General features: G+C 63.0%; 19 protein-coding genes. 12 read left to right on the top strand and 7 right to left on the bottom strand.

The features are described 5' to 3' along the window. Positions 1-22 precede the first annotated feature (22 nt). The 3 genes from KB554_RS00450 to fabG form a co-directional block, all read right to left on the bottom strand. The gene (locus KB554_RS00450; RefSeq protein ID WP_141429702.1) at positions 23-895 is read right to left on the bottom strand and encodes a PorV/PorQ family protein; all 873 of its coding nucleotides are present in this window, start codon (positions 893-895) and stop codon (positions 23-25) included. Between the two features lie 68 nt (positions 896-963). After that, positions 964-1,620 (bottom strand): CatA-like O-acetyltransferase, encoded by a 657-nt coding sequence (locus tag KB554_RS00445; RefSeq protein WP_211034599.1) that lies wholly within the window; start codon positions 1,618-1,620, stop codon positions 964-966. Positions 1,621-1,942: 322 nt separating this feature from the next. Beyond that, the gene (gene fabG / locus KB554_RS00440; RefSeq protein WP_141429704.1) at positions 1,943-2,689 is read right to left on the bottom strand and encodes a 3-oxoacyl-[acyl-carrier-protein] reductase; all 747 of its coding nucleotides are present in this window, start codon (positions 2,687-2,689) and stop codon (positions 1,943-1,945) included. Positions 2,690-2,963: 274 nt separating this feature from the next. Here fabG and KB554_RS00435 point away from each other — a divergent pair, with 274 nt between their 5' ends. The 5 genes from KB554_RS00435 to KB554_RS00415 all read left to right on the top strand — a co-directional run bounded on the left by KB554_RS00435 (position 2,964) and on the right by KB554_RS00415 (position 7,674). Continuing rightward, the gene (locus tag KB554_RS00435; RefSeq protein WP_141429705.1) at positions 2,964-3,542 is read left to right on the top strand and encodes a DapH/DapD/GlmU-related protein; all 579 of its coding nucleotides are present in this window, start codon (positions 2,964-2,966) and stop codon (positions 3,540-3,542) included. 278 nt (positions 3,543-3,820) lie between these two features. Beyond that, positions 3,821-5,101: a serine hydroxymethyltransferase gene (gene glyA, locus KB554_RS00430; RefSeq protein ID WP_211034598.1), complete on the top strand. Its 1,281-nt coding sequence runs from the start codon at positions 3,821-3,823 to the stop codon at positions 5,099-5,101. 1 nt (position 5,102) lies between these two features. Then, the gene (locus tag KB554_RS00425; protein WP_211034597.1) at positions 5,103-5,786 is read left to right on the top strand and encodes a DUF2461 domain-containing protein; all 684 of its coding nucleotides are present in this window, start codon (positions 5,103-5,105) and stop codon (positions 5,784-5,786) included. Beyond that, entirely contained in the window at positions 5,783-6,814 is a 1,032-nt protein-coding gene (locus tag KB554_RS00420) for an alpha/beta hydrolase (RefSeq protein WP_211034596.1), read from the top strand. Before KB554_RS00425 ends, KB554_RS00420 begins: the two co-directional genes overlap by 4 nt. Then, positions 6,811-7,674: an arginase family protein gene (locus KB554_RS00415; RefSeq protein ID WP_211034595.1), complete on the top strand. Its 864-nt coding sequence runs from the start codon at positions 6,811-6,813 to the stop codon at positions 7,672-7,674. The genes KB554_RS00420 and KB554_RS00415 overlap by 4 nt, the downstream gene beginning before the upstream one ends. Positions 7,675-7,753: 79 nt before the next feature. Here KB554_RS00415 and KB554_RS00410 read toward each other — a convergent pair whose 3' ends face one another. From KB554_RS00410 to glmM, 3 genes are read right to left on the bottom strand one after another with little or no spacing between them, the layout of a single operon-like run. Continuing rightward, positions 7,754-9,121 carry a dipeptidase gene (locus tag KB554_RS00410; RefSeq protein WP_211034594.1) on the bottom strand — a complete coding sequence of 456 codons (1,368 nt, stop codon included), beginning with the start codon at positions 9,119-9,121 and terminating at the stop codon, positions 7,754-7,756. A 1-nt stretch (position 9,122) separates the two neighbouring features. After that, positions 9,123-9,557 (bottom strand): copper resistance protein NlpE, encoded by a 435-nt coding sequence (locus tag KB554_RS00405; protein WP_211034593.1) that lies wholly within the window; start codon positions 9,555-9,557, stop codon positions 9,123-9,125. Positions 9,558-9,571: 14 nt separating this feature from the next. Then, positions 9,572-10,957, bottom strand: a complete 1,386-nt coding sequence (gene glmM / locus KB554_RS00400; protein ID WP_211034592.1) for a phosphoglucosamine mutase — start codon at positions 10,955-10,957, stop codon at positions 9,572-9,574. 114 nt (positions 10,958-11,071) lie between these two features. Between glmM and KB554_RS00395 the strand changes: the two genes are divergently transcribed. Genes KB554_RS00395 through KB554_RS00365 form a run of 7 tightly spaced genes read left to right on the top strand, consistent with a single transcriptional unit; the run spans position 11,072 to position 17,546 of the window. After that, positions 11,072-11,950: a nucleoside phosphorylase gene (locus KB554_RS00395; RefSeq protein ID WP_211034591.1), complete on the top strand. Its 879-nt coding sequence runs from the start codon at positions 11,072-11,074 to the stop codon at positions 11,948-11,950. Between the two features lie 55 nt (positions 11,951-12,005). Continuing rightward, positions 12,006-13,130: a DNA polymerase III subunit beta gene (dnaN, locus tag KB554_RS00390; RefSeq protein WP_141429714.1), complete on the top strand. Its 1,125-nt coding sequence runs from the start codon at positions 12,006-12,008 to the stop codon at positions 13,128-13,130. A gap of 11 nt (positions 13,131-13,141) precedes the next feature. Beyond that, on the top strand, positions 13,142-13,915 hold the full coding sequence (locus tag KB554_RS00385) for a 3'-5' exonuclease (RefSeq protein ID WP_141429715.1): 774 nt from the start codon (positions 13,142-13,144) through the stop codon (positions 13,913-13,915). Then, a complete protein-coding gene (locus KB554_RS00380) occupies positions 13,912-15,747 on the top strand; it encodes a LysM peptidoglycan-binding domain-containing protein (RefSeq protein ID WP_211034590.1) in 1,836 nt (611 codons plus the stop codon). The genes KB554_RS00385 and KB554_RS00380 overlap by 4 nt, the downstream gene beginning before the upstream one ends. Before the next feature lie 13 nt (positions 15,748-15,760). Beyond that, a complete protein-coding gene (locus KB554_RS00375) occupies positions 15,761-16,411 on the top strand; it encodes a redox-sensing transcriptional repressor Rex (protein WP_141429717.1) in 651 nt (216 codons plus the stop codon). Continuing rightward, positions 16,411-17,118 carry an FAD synthetase family protein gene (locus KB554_RS00370; protein WP_211034589.1) on the top strand — a complete coding sequence of 236 codons (708 nt, stop codon included), beginning with the start codon at positions 16,411-16,413 and terminating at the stop codon, positions 17,116-17,118. Before KB554_RS00375 ends, KB554_RS00370 begins: the two co-directional genes overlap by 1 nt. 17 nt (positions 17,119-17,135) lie before the next feature. Further along, the gene (locus KB554_RS00365) at positions 17,136-17,546 is read left to right on the top strand and encodes a thioesterase family protein (RefSeq protein WP_141429719.1); all 411 of its coding nucleotides are present in this window, start codon (positions 17,136-17,138) and stop codon (positions 17,544-17,546) included. A gap of 247 nt (positions 17,547-17,793) precedes the next feature. On the opposite strand, the gene htpG is transcribed toward KB554_RS00365, so the two are convergent. Then, complete coding sequence (gene htpG / locus KB554_RS00360; RefSeq protein WP_211034588.1) at positions 17,794-19,854, bottom strand: molecular chaperone HtpG; 2,061 nt, start codon at positions 19,852-19,854, stop codon at positions 17,794-17,796. Positions 19,855-19,945: the final 91 nt, after the last annotated feature.

Genomic DNA, 19,945 nt, shown 5'->3' with positions numbered 1-19,945 from the left:
CCGAAAGAAGAGCGCCGGAGGATCAGAAATCGAATCCGAAACTGATGCTGTATATGTCGGGCGTGTGTTTCGCCGTGAACAGGTAGGCGAAGTCGAGCCGCAGGTGCAGGAAACGGAATCCTGCACCGACGGACGCATAGCTGGGATCGTCGCCCCGCAGCTCGCCGTAGTGGTATCCCGCGCGCAGCTGCACGAGCTGCATGAGATTGTATTCGGCGCCGGCGGAGAGCATGAAGCCCCGCATCGCGCCGGGCGAGAAGCGGTAGCCCAAGTCCGCGCCGACGGTGATCTCGTGGGCGTCGGTGAGGAACGTGTCGAGCGCCGCTCCGGCCGTGAAACTCATCGGCAGCGAGCGGTCCCCGCCGCCGAACCAGCCGCCCAGGTTCGCTATCTTCGCTCCCGCGCGTACGGTCGAGAAGCTGCCGATCTCCACGGGCGCCATCCACGCTGCGTTCAGGTCCGCCGCCAATGCGTCGGCCGTGACGTCGCCCGGACGCTTGAGGTGCATGTAACGGGCCACGACGCCTACGGCCCAGCGGTCGTCGATGCGGCGCGAATAGCCCAGATCGACCGCCATGTCGTTGTTGCCCCGTTCCCGGAGGCACTGCCGCCAGCCGATCTGCGCGAGGTTGAAGGTGTCGAACCGCCAGTAACCCGAGACGGCGTAATAGTCGGATTCGTCCTGTCCGTAATAGGAGGAGGAGATTTGAGACGGCATCAGCGAAAAGGCTGCCGTCGCGGAGTTTCCGTACAGGGCGTGCGACCCCGAGAGCGTGGTCATCGCCACACCGCCCATGCCCAGCGTCTTGGCGTCGGGTGTGGGGAACATCGCCTCCTGAGCGAAGGCATGCACTGCGGCCGCGGCCGCTACGAGGGTAATCGTCAGTCGTTTCATCGGAGCAAATATACAAAAAAGATGCTACCCGCCGCCATCGGCCCGCGAAACTCCGCCCGACATGCGGATCAGCGGCCGAACCGTGCGAGCGCCGCTTCCGTCGCCTCGACGAACCGGCCGATATGCTCTCCGTCGGCGAAGGCGTGGTTCACGAACATCGACAGCGGCATTACGAGCCGTCCGTCGCGCCGCACGGCCTTCCCGGCATTCATCAGCGGGTACTGCGTCGGGCATCCCGGGGCCTCCTGCGCATAGGTGACGGCCGTGAACCGGAGCTTCGGCGTCGCGCTCAGCAGGAAGACGTCGTAGTCGCCCTGCGCCTGCAGGCGCTTCTCCTCGCCGTAGGGGTCGCCGTCCGCCGGAATGTCCGTCACGATGGCGCGGGCTTCGGCGTAGAAGGGCTCGAAATCCGCGCGGTAGGGGATGCGGACGGTGTGGAACGTGCGTCCCGGCACGGCGATCGGCGTGATGACGTCCACCGTGTCGTACCATGCCACTTCGCCCCTCGCCGTCGTGCGGAAGCGCAGCTCGCGCACTTCGTTCACGCCGCACAGGACGGCCCAGAGGTAGTGGAGAAAGAACGAGCGTCCCGAGGTTTTCGCAGCGGCGTAGGCCTCCGTGCAGTCGATTTCGGTCGTGACCGAAAACCAGGGGTTGAGAAAATCGCGGAAGAAGGCGTAGTTGTCGCGCCGCTCCCACGTGTCGGGATTTACGAGGTGTTTCATGGCTGCAAAGATACGAAAAATCGGCACACCTGTTCCGGGGCGGCGGCTCCGCTGTTTCCGGAGAGCGGATCGGATGCCGCGTCGCGCCTGCATTTTGCCGGATCCCGGTCCGTCCGTTTCCGGAAGGAGCCCGGCGGACCGCACACGGACACGGCGGGTTCAGGAACGGATGCCAGCTTCCGCTTTTTACGGATCACCCCTGCCGGAGTGAATTCCGGCAGGGGTGATAATCCGTTTTCGGCGGCCGGCCGGAGGGCGTTTCGCCCTCTTTCTCCCTCTCCGCGGGGTTTCCCGTCCGGGAGACTGTGCGGCGGCGGATCCCTTAGCAGTTCATCGCGCCGCAGCAGTGGATCACCTGTCCGCTGACATACGACGAGAGGTCCGAGGCGAGGAACAGCGCCACCTTCGCCACGTCCTCGGGCGTGCCGCCGCGGCGCAGCGGAATCTGCTTGCACCATGCCTCCTTGATCTCGTCCGAGAGCTGGTTGGTCATGTCGGTGATGATGAAGCCCGGGGCGATGCAGTTGGCGCGGATGCCGCGCGGACCCATCTCCTTGGCGATCGACTTCGCCAGACCGATCATGCCGGCCTTCGAGGCCGAGTAGTTGCATTGCCCGGCGTTGCCGCTGACGCCCACCACGGATGACATGTTGATGATCGACCCGCTCTTCTGGCGCGCCATGACAGGCACTGTGGCGTGGATGAAGTTGAAGGCCGACTTGAGGTTCACCGTCAGCACGGCGTCCCACTGCGCCTCGGTCATGCGCATCATCAGACCGTCCTTCGTGATGCCGGCGTTGTTCACCAGGATGTCGATCCGGCCGAACTCCCTGACGATCTCTTCGACGACCTTGTGCGTCTCTTCGAAATTCGCCGCGTTCGAGGCGTATCCTTTGGCCCTGACGCCCAGCGCCGCGATCTCGGCTTCGGTGGCCTTGCCGTTCTCGTCGATCGTAAGGTCCGTGAACGCCACGTCGGCGCCCTCCTTGGCGAATTCCAGTGCGATGGCTTTGCCGATGCCGCGGGCCGCGCCCGTTACGACAGCGACTTTTCCTTCGAGTAATTTCATAGTTGTCAATATATTAGATGTTGTGTTCCGATTTTCGGTCTTTCCGTTCGACGAACAAAGTTACGAATAATCCGCGGAATAACCGCGAAAAAAACGCAGTTTGCGCCGCTCCGTTTTCGGAATGTCGCTCCGCCGGAGGGAAATCCGCCCCGGAATGCCGGCAGTTCCGGGACGCCGCCGAAAATCCGGAAACGGGATACAAACAACCGTAATCGGGGTATCCGCGGCTCCGCGGCGGCGCGCTATCTTTGCGGACGGACAAACGAACGATGCTATGAACGACATTTTCGAAAAAGACCGCTCGGGCGCGATGGTTTCGCCCGACGAGCCGGGTTACGACCGGCTGATCGCCTCCATCTTCGAGACGATGAAGCTCGCTTACGAGCTGAACGACGGCTTCCGGACGCCGGACGAGGCGCGCCGCTACCTCTCGCGCATCACCGGACGGGAAATCGACGAATCGGTGACGCTGCTGCCGCCGTTCTACGTGGACTTCGGGAAGAACATCCGGATCGGCAAACGCTGCTGGATCCAGCAGGGATGCACGTTCTTCGACCGCGGCGGGATCACGCTGGGCGACGACGTGTTCATCGCCCCGAAGGTGAACCTCGTCACCATCAACCACGACCCCGATCCCGGCAACCGCAGTGCGACTTACGGCCGCCCCATCGTCATCGAGGACAAGGCGTGGATCGGCATCAATTCCACCGTCCTGCCCGGCGTGACCGTCGGTTACGGGGCGATCGTCGGTGCGAACAGCGTGGTCACGCACGACGTGCCGCCGCTTACGGTGGTGGGCGGCAACCCCGCGCGGTTCATCCGCAGGATCGGCGAGGCGGAAACGGACCGCTGACCCGGATTTCGGCGGTCCGCCTCCGCGCCGCAGTTCCGCGGCGCGGGCCTTTCCGTACCTCGTCGGCGACATGCTCTGGAAACCCCGCGCGGCTCCGTCCGAAGCGGCGGCATAGCTCCGGGACACGGCGAAATCGTCCGGGAACGGTCCGCGACATCGGGCGGCGGCCGGAATAAATTTCACCTATTTTGCCCGCAATCGTCTCCGTACCGGCTTTTTTTTCGCCGAATATTACTATCTTTACACTTCGTAAACGAAATCTCACCACATATTCAGCTATGAAAAAAGACACCCGGATTTTCGATCTGATCGCCGCCGAGCGCAGCCGTCAGATGCACGGTATCGAACTGATCGCCTCGGAGAACTTCGTCAGCGATCAGGTGATGGAGGCCATGGGCTCGGTGCTTACGAACAAGTACGCCGAGGGCTATCCCGCAGCGCGTTATTACGGCGGCTGCCAGGTGGTGGACCAGGTGGAGAACCTGGCCATCGAGCGCATCTGCCGGATTTACGGCGCCGAATGGGCCAACGTCCAGCCCCACTCGGGCGCACAGGCCAACATGGCCGTTTTCTTCGCCTGCCTGCAGCCCGGCGACACCTTCATGGGTCTCGACCTGTCGCACGGCGGCCACCTCTCGCACGGTTCGCCGGTCAATATGTCGGGCAAGTATTTCAAGGCCGTGGGCTATAAGCTCGACGAGGCCACCGGGCGTATCGACTACGACGCCATGGAGCGTCTGGCCGAAGAGTGCCGCCCGAAGCTGATCGTCGGTGGTGCGTCGGCCTACTCGCGCGAGTGGGACTACAAGCGCATGCGCGAGATCGCCGACAAGGTCGGGGCGCTGCTGCTGATAGACATGGCCCACACGGCGGGCCTCATTGCCGCCGGACTGCTCGACAATCCCGTGAAATACGCCCATGTCGTCACCTCGACGACCCACAAGACCCTGCGCGGGCCGCGCGGCGGCATTATCCTCATGGGCAAAGACTTCGAGAATCCGTGGGGGCTCACGACGCCGAAGGGCGCCGTGAAGATGATGTCGCAGATTCTCAATTCGGCCGTCTTCCCGGGCATCCAGGGCGGTCCGCTCGAGCATGTCATCGCCGCCAAGGCCGTGGCTTTCGGCGAGGCGCTCGAACCCGAATACAAGGAATACCAGCGGCAGGTGCAGCGCAATGCCGCGGCGATGGCCGAGGCGTTCGTCCGCCGCGGCTACAAGATCGTCTCGGGCGGCACGGACAACCACCTGATGCTGGTCGATCTGCGCACGAAGTTCCCCGACCTGACGGGCAAGCAGGCCGAAAAGAGCCTCGTGGCGGCCGACATCACCACCAACAAGAACATGGTTCCCTTCGACAGCCGTTCGCCGTTCCAGACCTCGGGTCTGCGCTTCGGCACGCCGGCCATCACGACCCGCGGCCTGAAGGAGGACCGGATGGACTGCATCGTCGGGCTGATCGATCGCGTGCTGTGCGACCCCGAGAACGAGCGGACGATCGACGCCGTGCGCGGCGACGTGAACGCCCTGATGGCCGACTATCCGCTCTTCGCATGGTAATATGAAAGAGGTAATCGACTTCTTCCGGCGCTTGCACGACAACAACGACCGCGAGTGGTTCGACGCCCACCGCGCCGAATGGACCCGCGTCAAGGGGCTGTTCGGCGCCTTCACCGAACGGTTGATCGAGGGCGTGTCCTCGTTCGACCCTTCGGTGCGGGGCGTGCGCGTGCAGGACTGCACCTACCGCATCGCCCGCGACACGCGCTTTTCGCCCGACAAGTCGCCCTACAAGACCTATATCGGGGCCTACATCGCCCCGAAAGGCAAGAAGTCGGGCTTCGCGGGGTATTATTTCCATATCGAACCCTGCGCCGATTCGCTGGTGTGGTGCAACATGCTCTCGGCGGGACTGTACTGCCCCGAACCGACGGTGCTGCGCTCGGTGCGCGAGGAGATTCTCGACAACGGGGCCGCGATCGCCGCGGCCATCGGGCGTGCCCGCGGCTTCCGGCTCTGCCGGACCAACAGCCTCAAACGGGTTCCCACGGGATTCCCGGCCGACAGCGAGTGGTCCGACATGCTGAAGCTGAAGGATTTCTACCTCGAAAAACCCGTCACCGAGGAGTTCCTGCTCGCGGATGACCTGCTGGAGCGGACCCTCGCGGAGTTCCGCCGCACGCAGCCTTTCGTCGCGATCCTGAACCGCGCCGTGCAGTACGCCTACGAGGAGATGGGGGGATGAGACGCGTGCTGTTGCTTTTCGCCGCGCTGGCCGCTTTCGCTGCGGCGGGCGCGCAGCCGGCCGGACGTGCGGAGCACGGTCCCGACCGGGAGACCTTCGTTTACGCCGTCCGGGACGGCGACTCGCTGCGACTGGACCGCTATCCGGCCCTTTCGTCCGCCGCAGGGGCGCGTCCCTGCATGATTTTCCTCTTCGGGGGCGGTTTCCTGACCGGTACGCGCGACAACCGCCGGTTCCTTCCCTATTTCCGCCACTTCACCGCGCGGGGGTGCGACGTCGTGTCGATCGACTACCGGCTGGGGATGAAGCGGGCGCTGGATGCCGGCCCGATCGACGGCGAACGCTTCCCCGGAGTGCTCGCTTCGACGCTTGCGATGGCCACCGAGGACCTCCGCGACGCCACGGCGTTCGTCTGCCGCCGTGCCGCGGAGTGGGGCGTGGACCCTCAGCGGATCCTCACGAGCGGTTCGAGTGCCGGGGCCATGACGGTCCTGATGGCCGAATACGCCCTCTGCAACGGAGATTCCGTCTTTGTACGTCACCTCCCGGAAGAGTTCCGGTATGCCGGGGTAATCGCTTATGCCGGAGCCGTGTACGATCCGTCGGGCGAACAGCGGTGGACGACGCCTCCCGCGCCGCTGCTGCTCTTCCACGGCGACGCCGACCGGAATGTGCCCTACGACACCGTTCCGGTCCCCGGCGGCGGCGTGCTGTTCGGCTCGGCCGCCGTCGCCCGCGACCTCGCGCAGCGCGGCGTGCCGTACTGGTTCGTCTCCGAGGCCGGCGCCGACCATTCGATGGCCTGGCGGCCGATGCGCGAACACTTCGCCGAGATCGACGCCTTCCTCGACCGTTTCGTTTTCGGCGGCGAGCGACGGCGCTTCGAGACCCGTATCGTGCCGCCCGACGCCCCCGAACGGCCCGCGGCCTTTGCGATCGACGACTACCTCGACGCCAACTACGGACACTATGTTCCCGGAAAAAAACGGCAGCCGTCCGAAACATTCCGAAAAGGATACCGTCAATGAAAACGATCCGTTTGGTCTATCCCCAATGGCAGGGCGGCGACATCGCCCGGTGGATTCCGGAACTGACGCCCGACGACGCGGCGCGGGGCTACTACCTCGGGGCGCTGCTGCTCGATTTCCTCGCTCCCCGCAACGGACAGGCGACCTTCACCGTTCCCGTGACGACCGCTCCCGGCGCGCGCGAGGCGGTCGATGGCGTGCTCGACCGGGATGCGATCCTCTGCCAGATGCAGGCCGCGCTGGAGTTGCTGGAGCGCGAACGCCCCGACCGGGTGGTCACGCTGGGCGGCGAATGCTCGGTCAGCGTCGCACCCTTCACCTACCTCGCCCGGCGCTATGCGGACGACATGGCCGTGGTGTGGATCGACGCGCATCCCGACATCACCCTGCCCGGGGACGCCTATGCGGGTTTTCATGCCATGGCGCTCACCGCCTGCATGGGGCGGGGCGACGCGCGGATCGTCTCCGCGCTTCCCGCGCACATCGACCCTTCGCGGGTGCTGCTGGTCGGCGTACGCGACTGGGAGCGTCCCGAGATCGAGGCACGCCGGCGGCAGTACGGCATCCGCCACCTCACGCCCACCGACGTGGCCGCGGACAGCGGAGCCGTCCGGGAGTGGCTGCATTCGTGCGGTGCTTCGCGGGTCGCCGTGCATTTCGATATGGACGTGCTCGACCCTGCCGAGATCGTCGCCGCGGTGGGCGTGGTTCCCGGCGGCATGAAGACCGCGGAGGTCGTGCGCGTGATCGGCGACATCGCTGCGACGAAGGAGCTGGTGGCCCTGACCGTCGCCGAGCCGATGCCCCGCACGGCCGTCCGCATCCGCAACATGCTGCGCGAACTTCCGTTGCTGCGGTGATCCGCGACCGGTGCGGACATGACGAAGCGGCGGCCGGAGAGTTTCCTCCGGCCGCCGCTTCCCGTACCGCCTCCGGCGGTCACTTCGCCTCGGCGAAATATTTGTAGAACAGCGGAATGGTCTCCAGACCCCTGTCGAACTGCTCCAGTCCGAAACTCTCGTTCGGCGAGTGGATCGCGTCCTCGGCCAGTCCGAAGCCCAGAAGCAGCGACTTGATGCCCAGAATCGACTCGAAACCGCTGATGATCGGAATGGACCCGCCCGAGTAGAAGGGCAGGGGCTTCCGCCCGAAAGTCGCCTCGACGGCCTTCTCGGCCGCCTTGTAGGCCGGCATGTCGGTCGGAGCGACGTAAGGCATTCCGCCGTGCAGCGCCTTCACGGTGACCTTCACGCTCCGGGGGGCGATGCGCCGGAAGTGGCGTTCGAAAAGTTTCGAAATCTTCCGGTAGTCCTGATGCGGAACCAGCCGCATCGAAATCTTGGCCGACGCCTTCGACGGAATCACCGTCTTGGTCCCTTCGCCCGTGTAGCCGCCCCAGATGCCGTTTACGTCGAGCGAGGGACGCACACCGGTGCGTTCGAGCGTCGTGTAGCCCGCCTCGCCCTCCACGTCGCCGATCGCGAGCGACTTCTTGTACGCCGCGAGGCTGAACGGAGCCCGGTTGAAGGCCCTCCTTTCGGCGGGAGTAAGTTCCCGCACGTCGTCGTAGAATCCGGGGATCGTCACGCGCCCCTCGGCGTCGGTCAGTTGTGCCACCAGACGTGCCAGCACGTTGGCCGGGTTGGCCACCGCACCGCCGAACAGCCCCGAATGGAGGTCCTTGTTCGGCCCCTCCACCTCGACCTCCATGTAGGCCAGGCCGCGCAGGCCGCAGGTGATCGACGGGGTCTGCATCGAGAGCATCGAGGTGTCCGAGACGAGGATCACGTCGGCCTTGAGCAACTTTTTGTACTGCCGGCAGAATCCGTAGAGACTCGGCGAACCGATCTCCTCTTCGCCTTCGAGCATGAACTTCACGTTGCACGGAAGCGTCCCCGTGGCGCACATCGCCTCGAACGCCTTGGCGTGCATCCACAACTGCCCCTTGTCGTCGTCCGCGCCGCGGCCCCAGATGCGGCCGTCGCGCACGACCGGTTCGAACGGGTCGGAACGCCACTCTCCGCGCGGATCGACCGGCATGACGTCGTAGTGGCCGTAGATGAGTACCGTCCGGGCTTTCGGCGAAACGATTTTCTCGGCATACACCACCGGATTGCCCTCCGTGGGCATCACCTCGGCCCGGTCGGCCCCGGCCTCGGCGAGCGCTGCGGCGAGGTACTCCGCGCAGCGCCGCATGTCGGGTTTGCGGCCCGCTTCGGTACTGACCGACGGGATGCGGATCAGGTCGAACAACTCGTTCAGGAAACGCTCCTTGTTCGCGTCGATATAAACTTTCGCTTTATCCATGTCATTCGGCGGTTTTTCGCAGTACGTAATGTTCGGCCAGCGGTCCTTCGACCTCCTTGCGGTCGGTCGTCAGCCGGCGCAGCCGGTTCTCCTCGACCTTGTACCAGGTCGTGTCGCTCCCTTCGAGCGTCAGCAGGTTGCCGTGCAGGGTGTAGGCTCCCTCCGCGTCGAAACGCGCGTCGCGCTCGAGGTACTCCTCGTGCAGCGAGTAGGTTCCGTCGGGTTTGAGCGTCAGCGTTGTCTCGATTCCCGGACAGTCGGCGGCCGGCAGCACGCCCCGGTACGTTCCCCGGTAATCGAGCGACGTCTCGGCGTTGTGGATGTCCGGCTTGAAAGTCCCGGTCTCCTGCTGCGCGCTCCGGCACGGCGCATTCCCGCCGCACGAAGCCAATGCTACGGCCGCAGCGGCCAGAATCATTACTTTTCTGTTTTTCATTGTCTTACAAAGTGTTATTTGCATATTTCCCGGAGCTCGGCGATAAACCGCTGCGCCAACGCATCGGCCTCTTCGGTCGAACGGGCTTCGGTGTAGATGCGGATGATCGGCTCGGTATTCGACTTGCGCAGGTGTACCCAGCTCGTCTCGAAGTCGATCTTCACACCGTCGATATCGTTCACGTTCTCATTCGCATAACGGGCCTTTACCTCCTGCAACGCTTTATCCACGTCGATCTCCGGAGTCAGCTCGATTTTGTTCTTCGAGGCGAAGTAGGCCGGATAGGTCGCGCGCAGCTGCGTCATCGTCATGCCCCGCCGGGTGAGCCACGTCAAAAAGAGTACCGTTCCCACCAGCGCGTCGCGGCCGTAGTGCAGTTCGGGATAGATCACCCCGCCGTTCCCTTCGCCGCCGATCACGGCTCCGACCTCCTTCATCTTCGTCGTGACGTTCACTTCGCCCACGGCCGAGGCATAGTAGCGGCCTCCGTGCTGCCGGGTCACGTCGCGCAGCGCACGCGTCGAGGAGAGGTTCGAGACCGTGTTGCCCGGCCGTTCCGACAGCACATAGTCGGCGACGGAGACCAGCGTGTACTCCTCGCCGAACATCGTGCCGTCCTCCGAAATGAAGGCCAGCCGGTCCACGTCGGGATCGACCACCACGCCCAGATCGGCCTTCTCGCGTACCACGGCGGCCGAAATTTCGCGGAGGTTCTCCGCCAGCGGCTCGGGGTTGTGGGCGAATTCGCCCGTCGGGGCGCAGTTCAGTTCCACGACGTCGCAGCCCAGCTCGCGCAGCAGGCGGGGCATCACCACGCCGCCCACCGAGTTCACGGCATCGACGACGACCTTGTAACGCCGCCGCCGCACGGCCTCGACGTCCACCAGCGGCAGTTCCAGCACACGACGGATATGTTCGTCGTTGTAATCCGTGCGCTCCTCGACGCGGCCGATGCCGTCGATTGCGGGGTAGTCGAACCCCTCCTCTTCGGAGAGTGCCAGCACCTTCTGCCCTTCGGCCGCGGAGAGAAATTCTCCGTCGGCGTTGAGCAGTTTCAGGGCGTTCCACTGGCGGGGATTGTGCGACGCGGTGATGATGATGCCGCCGTCGGCATGCTTCGTAATGACGGCCATCTCCGTGCCGGGCGTGGTGCACAGCCCCACGTCGATGACGTCGGCGCCCGAGGCCAGCAGCGTACCCTCGACCAGATCGGCGACCAGCCGTCCCGAAATGCGTGCGTCGCGCCCCACGACGATGCGGGGGCGGCGTCCCTGCGTACGGGGAGCGATCAGGCGTACGTAGGCCGTGGTGAACTTCACGACGTCGGGCGGCGTCAGATTCTCGCCCGAAGGGCCTCCGATCGTACCCCGGATGCCCGAAATGGACTTGATGAGTGTCATGTTCCAGAAAGTTTATACGGCAAAAAATTGATACCTATAAATAAGAAAAAATTTTGATATTCGAGGTAAATATATTACTTTTATGCCAATTATGAAAATTAAAAAACGACAATTATGAGGACGATCCCCGCTTCCGAATTGATTATCAACGACGACGGTTCGATATTCCACCTGCATCTGCGTCCCGGACAGTTGGCCGACACGGTGATCCTGGTGGGGGACCCGGGCCGCGTGGCGCTCGTGGCCGAATATTTCGACAGTCGGGAGTGCGAGGTTTCGAACCGCGAGTTCCGCACCGTGACGGGTTCCTACCGGGGCAAACGCATGACGGTCCTCTCGACGGGCATCGGCATCGGGAACATCGACATCTCCGTGACGGAGCTGGATGCGTTGGCCAACGTCGATTTCGCCACGCGGCAGGAGAGGCGCGAAAAACGCCGTCTGACACTCGTGCGGCTGGGGACGTCGGGAGCCATTCAGCCCGACATCCGGGTAGGGGAGATGGTCTTCTCGCGCACGTCGGTGGGTTTCGACGGCCTGCTGAACTACTACAAGGGCCGCAACGAGGTCTGCGACCTGGACATCGAACGGGCCTTCATGGAGCACACGGGCTGGAACGAACTGCTGCCCAAACCCTATTTCATCGACGCCGACCGCATGCTGTTCGAGCATTTCCGCGACTGCACGCGCGAGGGTATCACGGTCGCTGCCCCGGGATTCTACGCCCCGCAGGGGCGCTGGGTGCGGCTCGAACCGCTGGATGCGCACCTCAATGAGAAGATCGAGTCGTTCGAATACGGCGGCCGCCGCATCACCAACTTCGAGATGGAGGGCTCGGCGCTCGCGGGGCTGGCCGCCCTGATGGGTCACCGCGCCGCCACGATCTGCACGATCATCGCCCAGCGCGTGGCGCTGGACGCCTGCACCGACTACAAGCCGTTCGTCCGGCGGATGATCGCTACGGCGCTCGACCGGCTTGCGGAACTGGACTGAATGGATGAAAAAAAGTAAAACCGATAGATAGATCATAAAACACAAGAGAAACACTATGAAATTTTCCGTATCAAGCTCGGCGCTTCTTTCGCTTCTGGCTACGACCGGCAAGGTCATCAGCAATAAAAACACGCTTCCGATCCTGGACTACTTCCTCATGGAACTCAGCGGCACGACGCTGAAGGTCACCACGTCGGATCTCGAGACGACGCTCGTGGGGTCGATCGAGGTGGACAGCGTCGAGACCGAAGGCACGATCGCCGCACCGGCCAAGCTGATGCTCGATTCGCTCAAGGAGTTCCCCGAACTGCCGCTCGAAATCGACGTCAATGACAAGAACTGGGAGATCCGCATCAACTGGAAGAGCGGTTCGCTCTCGATTCCCGGCGCGTCGGCCGTGAGCTATCCCGCCGTGCCGCAGCTGAGCGCCGAAAAGAAGGAGATCGAGCTCGACGTCGATACGCTGGTGAACGGCATCAACAAGACCATCTTCGCCACGGCCGACGACGAACTGCGCCCCGTGATGAACGGCATCTACATCAACCTGCAGCCCGAATCGCTGACGTTCGTGGGAACCGACGCGCACAAGCTCGTGAAGTACGAGTCCGAGACGCGGAACGAGGTCTCCTCGTCGTTCATCCTGCCCAAGAAGCCGGCCAACCTGCTCAAGTCGGTGCTGCTCAAGGAGGAGGGAGCCATCGCCGTGGCCTTCGATTCGAAGAACGCCATGTTCAGCCTCAAGAGCCATACGCTCGTGTGTCGCCTGATCGAAGGCAGTTATCCGAACTACAACGCCGTGATTCCGACGGGCAACCCCAACAAGGTGCTGGTGGACCGTATCGAGCTGGTGAACGGCATCAAGCGCGTGGCCGTCTGCTCGAATCCCACGACGAACCTGATCCGCATGGAGATCGCCGACAACCGCATCAACCTCGCGGCGCAGGACATCGACTTCTCGGTGTCGGCCAACGAGACCATATCGTGCAGCTACGACGGACAGCCGATCGAAATCGGCTTCAAATCGACCTTCCTGGTCGAGATTCTCTCGAACATGGACACGCCGACGGTGGTCGTCGAACTGGCCGATTCGACGCGTGCGGGCGTCTTCAAGCCGGTCTATGACGACAAGCAGACCAGCTCGACGCTCATGCTTCTGATGCCGATGATGCTCAACGCATAAAATAGCGACAGATGAAGCTGAACCTGAAGCGTCCGATCATCTTCTTCGACCTCGAGACCACGGGCGTGGACACCGCCCGTGACCGTATCGTGGAGATTTCGATGATCAAGATCATGCCCGACGGCGAGGAGATCACCCGCACCCGGCGGCTCAATCCGGGCATGCCCATTCCCGCGGAGGCGACGGCCGTGCACGGCATCACGGACGAAGACGTGAAGGACGCGCCGACGTTCGCCCAGGTGGCCCGGTCGCTCGAACAGTTCATCCGCGGCTGCGACTTCGGAGGATTCAACTCCAACCGTTTCGACCTGCCGGTGCTCGTCGAGGAATTCCTGCGCGCGGGCGTGGACGTGGACCTGAAACGGCGCCGGTTCATCGACGTGCAGAACATCTTCCACAAGAAGGAGCAGCGCACGCTGGTGGCGGCCTACAAGTTCTATTGCGACAAGGAACTCGACGACGCCCATTCGGCCGAGGCCGACACGCGCGCCACCTACGAGGTGCTGAAGGCACAGTTGGACCGCTATCCCGACCTGCGGAACGACGTCGATGCGCTGGCCGAGTATTCGTGCCGCGCCGAGGCGGCCGACTACGCCGGACGCATCCTCTACAACGAGAAGGGGGAGGAGGTCTTCGGGTTCGGCAAGTACCGGGGCCGGTCGGTGGCCGAGGTCTTCCGCGCGGAGCCGAGCTACTACGCGTGGATGATGAACGGGGATTTTCCGCTCTATACCAAGAAGGTGATCACCGAAATCCGGATGCGCGACAAACTCAGACAGGGATGAAACGACTTTGCGCCACACTGCTGTTCGCCGCATGGGGCTTCTGCGCCCTGGCGGCCGGCGAAAAGTCCCGGACGATCGTCTATATCAACGGGGCGAAGTATTACATCCACGCCGTGCAGCCGGGCGAGACGCTCTACGGGCTGGCGAAACTCTACGGCGTGGGCGAGAAGGTCATCGTGGAGAACAATCCGGCGCTGGCCGAGGGGCTGAAGAGCGCCGCGAACATCCGCATTCCCGTCGTGGCGGAGGTCTCCCCGGAGAAGGACCGCAAGTCGGAGCGCAAACTCCGCAAGACGTTCGATTTCCACTTCGTCACGAAGGGTGAGACGCTCTACGCCATTTCGCGGCAGTACGAGATTCCCGTGAAGACCATCATCGGGGACAATCCGGGCATCGACCCCACGCACCTGCGGCCGGGCGAACGCATCCTGATCCGCAGAAAGCAGATCGGCTCGGAGGACGAGGCGGGGAGCATCGAACAATGGGAGGAGTACCGGCGTTCGCTCAACAGTGTGGCGGACGAGGGCACGGCCTACCACATCGTGCACCCGGGCGAGACGTTCTATTCGCTCTCGCGCCGGTTCGGCATCACCGAAGCGGAACTCGGTGCGCTCAACGGCGGGATGACACCCGCCGACCTGAAGGCCGGCGCCATGATCAAGGTCCCCGGAGGACCGGACCGGACGGCAGCGCTGCCCTCCGACTCCCTGACGCTCCGCGACAGCCTTTCGTCGCTCCGGCCCGATTCGGCCGCCGCCGTCGAATTCCGGGCGCTGCGCCGCGGCGAACCGCTCGACATCGCGCTGCTCCTGCCGCTGGAGGTCGGCGGTGCGGCGAATCCCAATTACCTCGAATTTTACCAGGGCTTCCTGCTGGGACTCGACAGCGTGAAGCGGCTCGGCTATTCGGTGAACGTCGGGCTTTACGATACGGGGCGCAGCCCGGAGCGTATCCGTCAGATCGTCGCCGACGAGACATTCCGCCAGGTGGATCTCGTCGTGGGACCCGTCTATGAAACGGGATTGCAGCCGGTGCTCCGCTTTGCCGAAGAGAAAGGGATTCCCGTCGTCTCGCCGCTGGCGCACATCGAGCGGGAGAACAGCGACGTGCTGTTCCAGCTCGCGCCCGATCCCGCGCACAAGTACGACAAAGTGGCCGATCTGGTGGGACCCGGCAAGCGCGTGACGCTCATCGCCACGGCCTCGACCGACCGGGAGTTCGAGCGCGAGATGCTCGCCCTGCTGGACGGGCGGCAGTACGAACGCTATGTGTTCCGCAACGCACGGTCCGCCTCCGGATCGGGCGGCAACAGTCCGAGCGACCTGACGCCGCTGCTCGAGAACAAGGACGACAACGTCTTCATCATCCTCTCGGACGACGAAGTGGAGGTGGACCGCATCCTCGCGGCGCTGGCCTCGGCCGACACGAACCTCACGAGCCGCGGCCGCACGGCCCCGCGTTTCACGGTGCTGGGCAACGTCCGCTGGAACCGCTACAACAACATCGACCGCACCATGTTCTTCAAGGACCGCGTGGTCTTCATATCGACCTACCACGCCAAGCGCGACGCGCAGGCCGTGACCGCTTTCGACAGCGCCTACATCCGGGCCTTCGGCACGCTGCCGACACTCTATTCCTACCGGGGATACGATTCGGCGCTGATCTTCGCGCCGGCCATGTACGGAGAAATCGAGTACGACCTCGAAGGGTGCAGCTATACGCCGTTGCAGACGACCTACCGCTTCGGACAGCCCGCCGGACGGTCGAACCACGTGAACGGCAACTGGACACGGGTCGATTACAACAAGAATTTCACGATAACCATTCAGTAAGGGAGGCAGAGGCATGGCTTCACTGACCAATTCGATTCCCGAAAAGACCATCGAACGGCTGAGCGAATACCGCCGCACGCTGCTCGCCAGCCACAAGCAGGGCATCACGCATATCTTCTCGCACGTGCTGGCCGGCATCCACGGCATCACGGCCGTGCAGGTGCGGCGCGACCTGATGCTGATCGGGTTTTCGAGCGACACGAAGAAGGGCTACGACGTGCAGGTGCTGATCGACTACATCAGCCGGATCCTCGACAGTCCGTCGCCGATGAATATCGCTGTGCTGGGCATGGGCCATCTGGGGCAGGCCATCACCAAATATTTCAACGGCAAGGGGCTGAATCTGAAGATCACGGCCGCATTCGACGTTGATCCCGCGAAAGTCTCCACGACCATCGACGGCATTCCCTGCTACCACATGGATTCGTTCGAGGAGATCGCCGAGGAGAAGGACATCTCGATCGTCATCGTCTCGTCGCCCACGAAGGTGGCCCCGAGCCTGGTCGTGCCGATCATCAATGCAGGCATCAAAGGGGTGCTGAATTTCACCTCCACGCCCCTGAACTTCCCGCAGGGCATCGTCGTCGAGAACTACGACATCACGACGCTGCTCGAGAAGGTCGCCTATTTCGTCAAGGAGAGCGAGGAGAACAGCAACGGCTGATGGAGAAATCGGAGGACAGACGGATTCCGGCGGAGGGAACGTCCCGCCCGGAGTGCGGAAATACGGGATGGCACGGCATCCGCGTCTTCCGTGGTTTCGACGCGTTGCCGCGGTTCGTCCGCCCGGTCGTCACCGTGGGGTCGTACGACGGCGTGCACCTCGGACACCGCGCGTTGATCGACCGCCTCACGGCCGAAGCCCGCGCTGTCGGAGGCGAAAGCGTCGTGCTGACCTTCGACCCGCATCCCCGCATCACGCTGGGACGCGGCGAGGGATTGCGGCTGCTTACGACGCTCGACGAAAAGGTGGCGCTGCTCCGCGGGCTGGGGGTGGACAACGTGATCGTGATCCCGTTCGACCGCACGTTCAGCGCCCTCTCCGGCGAGGAATTCGCCCGGCGCTATCTGATAGGAAAGGTGGGGGCCGAGACGCTCGTGGCCGGATACGATCACCGTTTCGGCCACGACCGCATCGACTGCGACCGTCTGGCGGCGCTGGGGATGCGGGTAATCCGCGTGGACGAACGGAGCGTGGAGGGCGAGCACGTCAGTTCCACGGCGATCCGCCGGCTGGTGGAGGCCGGACGGATCGCAGAGGCCGAGCGGTTGCTGGGCCATCGCTTCCGTGCGGCGGTGCAGGAGACTCCGGCTACGGCGGAGACCGCATGCGGGGAGAAGCCCGGCGTATCCGGCCGAAACAACGAATAAACAAAAGAACGACAACCATGTTGAGTCACGACTGCAAGATCCGGGTCTGGTACAAGCATACCGACCAGATGGCCATCTGCCATCACTCTAACTACATCTGCTATTACGAAGCCGCACGCAGCGAACTGCTCCGCGAGCTGGGCATGTCTTTCGCCGAAGTGGAGCGGCGGGGGATCATGATGCCGATACTCGAGGTGCAGTCGAAATACCGCAAGCCGGCCTATTTCGACGAGCTGCTCACCGTGCGCATCATCCTCCGCGAGAAACCCGCCGCACGCATCAACTTCTTCTACGAAATCTACAACGAGCGGGGCGAACTGATAAACACCGGTATGACGCAACTGGGATTCATCCACAGCGACACGCGCCGTCCCTGCCGCTGTCCGGAGTGGTTCCTCGCGCTGCTCGATACCCGCTGGCAGGAGTGATCTCCTCCGGTCGGGACTGCGCGGCGGATGCCGGACTGTTCGGCCTTCGTGCATTCGTTCCCCGGTGCAGTCCGCGGGCGGGAACATGTTTTCCGGCAGCCGAGGAATGCCCCTGACAGGAAAAGAGGCCGTGCGGCACACGGTCCCTGCAAACTGAAATGGCCCCCGTCAGATCACTCTGACGGGGGCCATTTCTTTAGAAAACAGACTTTGGACAGCCTCTTTCTGCATTACAGCCCATGCGGCCTTATTTCTCGATGAGCGAGATCGAACGCTGGATGAAGTCCGTGAGGTTCTTGCCCTTCAGCATGCCGTTGGTCAGCAGCGCCAGGTCGATGATCTGCTTGACGAGGCGGTTCTCGCCGCCGATCTGCCGCAGTCGCTCGTTGCGTTCGTCACGCAGCGTCACGACTTTCTTCGACAGCTCCTCACGCGTCGATTTCTCTTCGGGCGTGAGGTCCGCCTCTTTCTTGTCCTTTACGATCTCTTCGAACCGCTTCTCCTCGGCCACTGCGGCGTCGATCTTCTTGGTCGTGGTCTTCAGCTTGTCGCCGTAGGCCTTCTCCACGTCGGCGAGAATGTCGATGACGATGGGGTGGTTGCCGTTCACCGCGATCGTGAAGTTGTCGGGCATCTGTCCGTAGAACTGGCTCATGCCTCCGCCGCCCACGGCGGCCATCTCCTTCATGCGGCGCATGAACTCGTTCTGCGTGATGACCACCGGCGCCTCGTCGGGCGACATGGCCTCGAACGAAATGTGGTAGTTGATCTTCTCGTCCTTGGGCATCTGGCTCTCGAAGACGGGTGTGAGCAACTCCTGCTGCGCCTCGGTGAGCGACATCTTCATGCTCTCCTCCTTCTGAATCAGCTTGTCGATCACGTCGCTGTCCACACGCACGAAGCGTTCGTCCTTGTGCTTCGACTCGTACCAGTTGATATAGTGGTTGTCGAGCTGGCCGTCCATCCACAGCACGTCGTAACCCTTGCCTTTGGCCGCCTCGAGGAAGGTGTGCTTCTCCTCGGGATCGTCCACGTAGAGGAACACCACCTGCTTGTTCTTGTCGGTCTGCGCCTCCTTCACCTTTTCCGTGTACTCCTTCGGGGTGAAGTACTTGCCCTCGACGTTTTTCCAGAGCATGAAGTCCGCGGCCTTCTCGGCGAACTTCTCGTCGGTCAGGATGCCGTACTGGATGAAGATCTTCAGGTCGTCCCACTTCGACTCGTAATCGGCGCGCAGGGTGTTGAACAGCTCCTGCAGCCGGTCGGCGACCTTGCGGGTGATGTAGCTCGAAATCTTCTTCACGTTGGCGTCGCTCTGCAAGTAGCTGCGCGAGACGTTGAGCGGAATGTCCGGCGAGTCGATCACGCCGTGCAGCAACGTCAGGTACTCCGGAACGATGCCCTCGACCTGATCCGTCACGAACACCTGGTTCGAGTAGAGCTGGATCTTGTTCTTCTGGATTTCGAAGTTGTTGTGGATTTTCGGGAAGTAGAGTATGCCCGTCAGGTGGAACGGGTAGTCGATGTTCAGGTGGATCGAGAACAGCGGCTCGTCGCTCATCGGGTAGAGCTCGCGGTAGAACTCCTTGTACTGCTCCTCGGTGATTTCGGTCGGCTTGCGCGTCCACAGCGGATCCACGTCGTTGATGACGTTGTCCTTGTCCGTATCCACGTACTTGCCGTCCTTCCACTCCTTGACCTTGCCGAAGACGATCGGCACGGGCAGGAAGCGGCAGTATTTTCTGAGCAGCCCCTCGATTTTCGAGTCCTCGGCGTATTCGAGCGCGTCTTCGGCGAGGTGCAGCGTGATCGTCGTGCCGCGGTCGTGCTCTTCATCGGTCTCTTCCATCTCGAATTCGGGCGTTCCGGTGCAGCTCCAGCGCACGGTCCGGGCGCCCTCCTTCCACGAGCGGGTCACGATCTCCACCTTGTCCGAGACCATGAACGCCGAGTAGAAGCCCAGTCCGAAGTGGCCGATGATCGCCTGGTCCTTGTATTTGGCCATGAACTCCTCGGCCCCCGAGAAGGCGATCTGGTTGATGTAGCGGTCCACCTCCTCGGCCGTCATGCCCACGCCGCGGTCCGTCACGGTCAGCGTCTTCCGCTCCTTGTCCGCCGCGACGCGGATCGCGAGGTCGCCCAGCTCGCCCTTTGCTTCGCCCATCGACGAGAGGGTTTTGAGCTTCTGCGTCGCATCCACGGCGTTCGAGATCAGCTCGCGCAGGAAGATTTCGTGGTCCGAATAGAGGAATTTCTTGATCACGGGGAAGATATTCTCCGTGGTGACTCCGATTTTTCCGTTTTTCATAATCGTATCGTGTTGTTTTCAGTTATTTTCCGCTTCACTGCTCCAACAAACGGTGTGCCAGCTCCTGTTGTCTGCCACTTTGTCAGTCCCG

It is taken from the genome of Alistipes sp. Marseille-P2263 (assembly GCF_018101075.1).
Lineage (GTDB): Bacteria > Bacteroidota > Bacteroidia > Bacteroidales > Rikenellaceae > Alistipes > Alistipes dispar.
Note: the sequence above shows the minus strand (reverse complement) of the source record. Positions and strands in the feature narration are given on the sequence as shown.

Excerpts from the sequence above, each read along its gene's own strand:
- KB554_RS00450 (WP_141429702.1), bottom strand. The coding sequence starts at position 895 with ATGAAACGACTGACGATTACCCTCGTAGCGGCCGCGGCCGCAGTGCAT.
- KB554_RS00445 (WP_211034599.1), bottom strand. The coding sequence starts at position 1,620 with ATGAAACACCTCGTAAATCCCGACACGTGGGAGCGGCGCGACAACTAC.
- fabG (WP_141429704.1), bottom strand. The coding sequence starts at position 2,689 with ATGAAATTACTCGAAGGAAAAGTCGCTGTCGTAACGGGCGCGGCCCGC.
- KB554_RS00435 (WP_141429705.1), top strand. The coding sequence starts at position 2,964 with ATGAACGACATTTTCGAAAAAGACCGCTCGGGCGCGATGGTTTCGCCC.
- glyA (WP_211034598.1), top strand. The coding sequence starts at position 3,821 with ATGAAAAAAGACACCCGGATTTTCGATCTGATCGCCGCCGAGCGCAGC.
- KB554_RS00425 (WP_211034597.1), top strand. The coding sequence starts at position 5,103 with ATGAAAGAGGTAATCGACTTCTTCCGGCGCTTGCACGACAACAACGAC.
- KB554_RS00420 (WP_211034596.1), top strand. The coding sequence starts at position 5,783 with ATGAGACGCGTGCTGTTGCTTTTCGCCGCGCTGGCCGCTTTCGCTGCG.
- KB554_RS00415 (WP_211034595.1), top strand. The coding sequence starts at position 6,811 with ATGAAAACGATCCGTTTGGTCTATCCCCAATGGCAGGGCGGCGACATC.
- KB554_RS00410 (WP_211034594.1), bottom strand. The coding sequence starts at position 9,121 with ATGGATAAAGCGAAAGTTTATATCGACGCGAACAAGGAGCGTTTCCTG.
- KB554_RS00405 (WP_211034593.1), bottom strand. The coding sequence starts at position 9,557 with ATGAAAAACAGAAAAGTAATGATTCTGGCCGCTGCGGCCGTAGCATTG.
- glmM (WP_211034592.1), bottom strand. The coding sequence starts at position 10,957 with ATGACACTCATCAAGTCCATTTCGGGCATCCGGGGTACGATCGGAGGC.
- KB554_RS00395 (WP_211034591.1), top strand. The coding sequence starts at position 11,072 with ATGAGGACGATCCCCGCTTCCGAATTGATTATCAACGACGACGGTTCG.
- dnaN (WP_141429714.1), top strand. The coding sequence starts at position 12,006 with ATGAAATTTTCCGTATCAAGCTCGGCGCTTCTTTCGCTTCTGGCTACG.
- KB554_RS00385 (WP_141429715.1), top strand. The coding sequence starts at position 13,142 with ATGAAGCTGAACCTGAAGCGTCCGATCATCTTCTTCGACCTCGAGACC.
- KB554_RS00380 (WP_211034590.1), top strand. The coding sequence starts at position 13,912 with ATGAAACGACTTTGCGCCACACTGCTGTTCGCCGCATGGGGCTTCTGC.
- KB554_RS00375 (WP_141429717.1), top strand. The coding sequence starts at position 15,761 with ATGGCTTCACTGACCAATTCGATTCCCGAAAAGACCATCGAACGGCTG.
- KB554_RS00370 (WP_211034589.1), top strand. The coding sequence starts at position 16,411 with ATGGAGAAATCGGAGGACAGACGGATTCCGGCGGAGGGAACGTCCCGC.
- KB554_RS00365 (WP_141429719.1), top strand. The coding sequence starts at position 17,136 with ATGTTGAGTCACGACTGCAAGATCCGGGTCTGGTACAAGCATACCGAC.
- htpG (WP_211034588.1), bottom strand. The coding sequence starts at position 19,854 with ATGAAAAACGGAAAAATCGGAGTCACCACGGAGAATATCTTCCCCGTG.